Here is a 558-nt window from a genome sequence, read left to right as displayed (position 1 = left end):
ATGCCCGTTTGAGTTTTAACCCGGCAAATTCTAACAATTTAAGTGATATTGCAACGAAAGGACTTGATGCACTTAATTCCTTAACCTCTTCTAATCCATTAGATGCATTAAAACAAGCTGAACCATTAAAACAGTTAGATAAGCTTAAACAATCTAATCCACTCGATTCACTTAATTCTTTAGCCCAGTTTAATCCACTTAATCCGTTAAACTCACTATTATCTCAAGGCGGTTCACGCACTTTTTATGGTGTGATTACCCAGTTCAGTCAATTATCGGTGAGTAATGACGAGGCTCGTTATCAGGTGGTTTTGTCATCGCAATTAGCCAAACTGGCATTAAGTCATAACTGTGCTATTTTTCAGAATCAAAGCGTTATCAGCGTCGTTGAAGAAATCTTGCGTGGTCATGGTTATACCGGGATTGATTATCGTTTAGCACTTAAAGAGCAATACCCTAAACGTGAATTTATTACCCAGTGGCAGGAGAGTGACCTTGAGTTTATTCAAAGACTGCTTGCTGATGTGGGGGTCTATTTCCGGTTTGAAACGCATGGTG

General features: G+C 39.1%; 1 protein-coding gene. It reads left to right on the top strand.

The features are described 5' to 3' along the window. On the top strand, window positions 1-558 hold a 558-nt coding region (locus H3S73_RS13560), incomplete at both ends, for a contractile injection system protein, VgrG/Pvc8 family (protein WP_255520220.1).

Source organism: Gilliamella sp. B14384G12 (assembly GCF_016101825.1).
GTDB lineage: Bacteria > Pseudomonadota > Gammaproteobacteria > Enterobacterales > Orbaceae > Gilliamella > Gilliamella apicola_N.
The sequence above is the reverse complement of the archived record's forward strand: the minus strand, read 5'-3'. Positions and strand labels throughout refer to the sequence as shown.